Origin of the sequence: Pontibacterium sp., from assembly GCF_041587635.1 — a bacterium.
Lineage (GTDB): Bacteria > Pseudomonadota > Gammaproteobacteria > Pseudomonadales > Balneatricaceae > Pontibacterium.
In genome coordinates this window covers 1-5,064 of the sequence record NZ_JBFGYC010000288.1, presented here as the reverse complement: position 1 = coordinate 5,064, position 5,064 = coordinate 1, and the positions used below count along the sequence as shown (strand labels likewise).

At 50.2% G+C, this 5,064-nt stretch carries 4 protein-coding genes; 1 reads left to right on the top strand and 3 read right to left on the bottom strand.

Annotated features, from left to right (window positions below; all coding sequences use genetic code 11):
* The 3 genes from ABYW01_RS13650 to glmU form a co-directional block, all read right to left on the bottom strand.
* Nucleotides 1-533 (bottom strand): TnsA endonuclease N-terminal domain-containing protein (locus ABYW01_RS13650; protein WP_372833576.1); only part of this gene is annotated, 533 nt, incomplete at its 3' end.
* A 143-nt stretch (nucleotides 534-676) separates the two neighbouring features.
* Entirely contained in the window at nucleotides 677-2,503 is a 1,827-nt protein-coding gene (gene glmS / locus ABYW01_RS13645) for a glutamine--fructose-6-phosphate transaminase (isomerizing) (RefSeq protein WP_372833574.1), read from the bottom strand.
* Nucleotides 2,504-2,516: 13 nt separating this feature from the next.
* Nucleotides 2,517-3,881: a bifunctional UDP-N-acetylglucosamine diphosphorylase/glucosamine-1-phosphate N-acetyltransferase GlmU gene (glmU, locus tag ABYW01_RS13640; RefSeq protein ID WP_372833572.1), complete on the bottom strand. Its 1,365-nt coding sequence runs from the start codon at nucleotides 3,879-3,881 to the stop codon at nucleotides 2,517-2,519.
* Nucleotides 3,882-4,004: 123 nt separating this feature from the next.
* On the opposite strand from glmU, the gene ABYW01_RS13635 reads away from it, so the two are divergent.
* Complete coding sequence (locus ABYW01_RS13635; RefSeq protein WP_372833569.1) at nucleotides 4,005-4,745, top strand: TrmB family transcriptional regulator; 741 nt, start codon at nucleotides 4,005-4,007, stop codon at nucleotides 4,743-4,745.
* Nucleotides 4,746-5,064: the final 319 nt, after the last annotated feature.

Here is a 5,064-nt window from a genome sequence, read left to right as displayed (position 1 = left end):
GGTCCAATCGCATCGTCTGTAACAACCAGCCAATCGACACCTTTATTAGCCCAGTAGCAACGTTCAAGTTCTAGTTTTTGTAGCGTCCGTTCAAGCTCTCGTGAGGGTGAAAGCTCCGATGTATATTTGACTGTTCTCGCCGCCTGATGCGTTGAACCATCATCGCCTAGATAAGTGATTAAAAAGTCTGTAGTCAGTACGTACGGAACCTTGGTTCCAGGGTAGGTGGGATATTTAATACCTAGGCTGACAGCAATATCCATTGCTTCATCGACTGGGAGAATTGGATATTGTTCACGAATGTCTATGACACGTTCGGAGAATTCCAGAGTTAGGAAATATGCAAACTCAAGATCCGATAGAAAATGATGTGTACGATCTACCTTGCTACCAGGAACCTTCCTAGATCGTCCATGCGAGGGCACATCCTGAACTCGAAGCCACGGCTTGTAGTCCGCGCCCTCCCCTTGGCCATATCCTTGCTGAATATAACGGTCTATATCAGCTTGAGTCTTGAAACGACGCCCCCTCACTACACTCTCCAATAGTCTACTACTTATCGAAAGTATAGAGCGGGGGCCCCAAGTGTCAAAATATATTGTTTTGTGTCAAATTATATTGTTTTGTGTCAAAAACTATTGTTGCTCAACAACACAAAGTCCAAAGGCTACTCAGATTATTCGACAGTAACCGATTTAGCCAAGTTACGCGGCTGATCCACATCCGTACCTTTCAATACAGCCACATAGTAGGAAAGTAGCTGTAACGGTATGGTGTAGACAATGGCTTCCAGAATCGCGGGAACCTCGGGCACCTGAAGTACCTGAACGCCCTCTTCCTTTTTCAAGTCATTGCTGTCACCGGCAAACACAAACAGCTCTCCGCCACGCGCCTGTACTTCCTGCAGATTGGCTTTGAGTTTATCCAGCATGCCATTTTTAGGTGCCACCGTCACAACTGGCATATCCTTATCGACCAGTGCCAGAGGGCCGTGTTTCAGCTCACCAGCAGGATAAGACTCCGCATGGATGTATGAGATCTCTTTCAACTTCAGAGCCCCCTCCATCGCTACGGGATACAACGGGCCGCGTCCCAGGAACAAGCTGTGCTGCTTTTCAGCAAACGCCGCAGACATTACTTCAATATCCGCTGCCATCGCCAGAGATTCTTCCAGCAATTCGGGTAAGGATTGCAGAGCGGATACGATCTCAACTTCCTTTTCTTCACTCAGCCCATGACGGCGCCCCAGTGCCAGAGTCGTCAGCATCAGAGCCACCAACTGAGTTGTGAACGCTTTGGTTGAAGCGACCCCAATCTCAGGCCCGGCATTGGTCATCAAGCAGATATCAGACTCACGCACCAGTGAACTGCCCGGCACATTACATACCGTCAGGCTGGCCAGTACTTTGTCTTTAACCTCACGCAGAGCGGCCAATGTATCAGCCGTTTCACCAGACTGGGAGATACTCAGGAATAAAGTACCTTCCGGCAAGACAACGGTTCTGTAGCGGAACTCGCTGGCGACTTCGACCAGACACGGAATGCCAACCAACTCTTCGATCCAGTACTTCGCGACTAAACCGGCATGATAGCTGGTACCACATGCGATAATTTGTACTTGCTTAACCTGGTCAAAAATTTCAGATGCACCGGCACCAAAAGCCTGTTCCAATAAACGGCCATTTGCCAGACGTCCTTCCATCGTCGCTTTGACAACAGTTGGCTGCTCATAGATCTCTTTCAGCATGTAGTGCTTGAACTCGCCTTTATCAGCGGCAGACACACTGTGTTCGTATTGTTGGACGTCTCGCTCTACCGGCTGTGCATTCGCATCCCAAATAGCAATATCGTCTGTCGTCAGACACGCAAAGTCACCTTCGTCCAAAAAGATAAAGCGGTCAGTAACCGGTAACAACGCCAGTTGATCGGATGCAATAAAGTTCTCGCCAATACCGACACCGATCACCAGCGGGCTGCCCTGGCGCGCAGCTATCAGACGATCAGGATGATTTTTTTCGACCACACCCAGCGCAAAAGCACCTTCCAGACGCGCAACACTGTTGCGAACCGCATCCAGCAGTTCTGCCCCCTCATTCAGCTGATCATTAATCAGGTGAGCGATGACTTCAGTATCCGTATCAGAACTAAACTCGAACCCTTTATCGATTAACTCACGTTTCAGGACTTCGAAGTTCTCGATGATGCCGTTGTGTACGACAGCTACACGCTCCGTCGACATGTGCGGATGGGCATTTTTCTCTAGCGGTTTGCCATGCGTTGCCCAACGCGTATGAGCGATACCTAAGCTCCCCGGCAAAGGCTGTTCGGCAAGTGCATCCGCCAGCGATTGAACTTTACCGGTACGACGACGACGGTCGATCATTTCGCCGTTCCAGACAGCCATGCCAGCAGAATCGTAACCGCGATATTCCAGACGGCGCAGACCTTCGAGCAATATTTCAGAAATTGGACGCGCTGCTACAGCGCCAACGATGCCACACATAGATGCCTACTCCTTAGCTCTTTTTAACCGGACGCTGCCAGTTGCTCAGGTTGATTTGTTTTCCACGAGCTACTGCCAGCTGGTCGTCGTCTACCGCTTTAGTGATGGTTGAACCTGCGCCTACTGTCGCACCCGCGCCTACACTGACTGGCGCGACCAGAGAGCTGTTAGAACCAATAAAAGCACCATCTCCGATTTCGGTCAGTGATTTGTTCACACCATCGTAGTTGCAGGTAATCGTACCCGCGCCTACGTTTACGTTTTTACCGAGCTTAGCATCGCCAACATAGGTCAGATGGTTCACTTTAGAGCCTTCGCCGATCAGCGCTTTTTTGGTCTCTACAAAGTTACCAACCTTGGCTTTGTTCGCCAGTTCAGTCCCCGGACGCAAGCGTGCGTAAGGACCTACGTCACAGTTCTCGGCGACAACAGCGTTCTCAAGATGGGAGTTCGCTTTGATCACCGTACCATCACCGATGCGACTGTTACGGATAACGCAATTCGACTCGATACGGACGTTATTACCGATATATACGTCACCTTCCAGTACGACGTTCACATCAATCCAGATATCGTTGCCTTGTGTGACAGTGCCTCTTAAATCAACGCGAGCAGGATCGGCCAATGTTGCACCATTGAGCATCAATGTCTCAGCGTTGCGCAGTTGGTGCCAGCGTTCCAGTTCAGCCAGCTGTACACGGTTGTTAACACCCTGCACTTCCTGTTCTGTATTCGGCTGGATCGCCTTAATCGCTAAGCCCTGACTGGCGGCCATAGCGATAATATCCGTCAGATAGTACTCACCCTGAACATTCTCAGAAGACAATTGAGGCAGCCAGTCATTTAACTTACTGGCCGATACCGCAAGAATCCCCGTGTTCACTTCGCGAATTTCACGCTGAGCATCACTAGCATCTTTATGTTCAACAATGGCGATCACATTATCCGCATCATCACGGACGATACGGCCGTAACCGGTAGGGTCCTGAAGGTCCACCGTTAACAAGCCAAAATCTCCAGATTCTGCAATCTCAACCAATTCCTGCATCGTAACAGCGCTTGTCAGTGGCACATCACCGTACAGCACCAACACCGTGCTATCAGCTGATACATTGGGCATCGCCTGTGCCACTGCATGGCCAGTACCCAGCTGCTGCTCCTGAAGCGCAAACTGAACCGGTTGAGTAGCAAGCGTTTCACGTACCTTTTCGGCACCGTGGCCAATGACAACATGGATCGCAGCGTCTTCCAGACTGCTGGCATTATCGATCACATGCTGCACCATCGCTTTACCGCCCACTGAATGTAAAACCTTGGGTAAAGCAGACTTCATACGGCTGCCCTGGCCGGCAGCTAGAATAACGACATCAACTGACATGAGTAAGAAATGTTCCTTGGTCCGCAGACCCAATTAGAAATAAGTACTTGTATCTAAGATTGATTGCACTTTAAATTAATCCACACTGATTGCAATACAGGTTGTCATACAAAAATTGACAAAATGAATGATAAAATTTTTGAACAGTTAGGCCTCTCGCATCGGGAAGTGATCCTCTACCGTACCCTCCTCACATTGGGCCCCAGCTCGATTCGCAATATCGCTGAGCAAGCCGGTATTAACCGTGGTACGGCCTACGAATGTCTAAAGGAGATGCAACTTAAAGGTATTGTCACGTACCTCCCCAAAGGGAAGCGTCGCTATTTCGCACCACGAGATCCCGACGTCCTATTACAAATGGCAGAGGAAAAAAGACAATCGTTAGACAGTGCGATCGAACAACTCAAAAGCAGAGTTATTCCTGACCTGAATCACCTTCGCCCTGATTTCAGCGCGGCAAACGTACAGTTTTATGAAGGGGATGCAGGCATCGAGTTGGTACTCAAGGATATATTGAACACAGTCTCGAGCCAGCAACAGAGAGAGTACTGCGTGTTCTCCTCCAAACCGATCCGACCGCACCTCTACAGACCCTTTCCGAACTTCACAAACCAACGTATTCAAAAAGGTATTGGGGTGCGTGTTATTGCGATCGGAGAAGGGGGTGAAGACGCCGAGTTATCAGAACGTAAGTGGATCCGCACCGAAGGCCCCGTTGATGCCGCGTATATCGCCGTTTACCCCCCGAAGTGTGCCATCATCTCTCTGGCTTCAGAGAACTACCCTACCGCCGTTGTAATCGATTCAGCCGAGGTGGCAGCGGCTCAGAAGATCGTATTCGACACTTTGTGGGGCCTGTTGTAACCGATCGATAGTTGGTCATCAGGCCGGTAGGGTCGTCTTTAGGCGACCCACGCTTCGAAGAAGCGTTAATAGTGCCTGCTCGCACGCCAGGTGAGTATCAGACGGCACGCTGGCGCCTGCCGGGTTGCCTGAAGACAACCCTACAATAAGGTGGGAGCGTACCGTGCAAGTCCGGAGGAGATAACTCAGAGGACAGAGGAGATAGTGGGCGTCCGGCATCAGCGTTTTGATCTTCGGCCCATAACGAAAAAACCCCAGCTGCATCGCAACTGGGGTTCTCTCTCATACCACTAGGGTACTAATTAGGTGCTTGGCAATG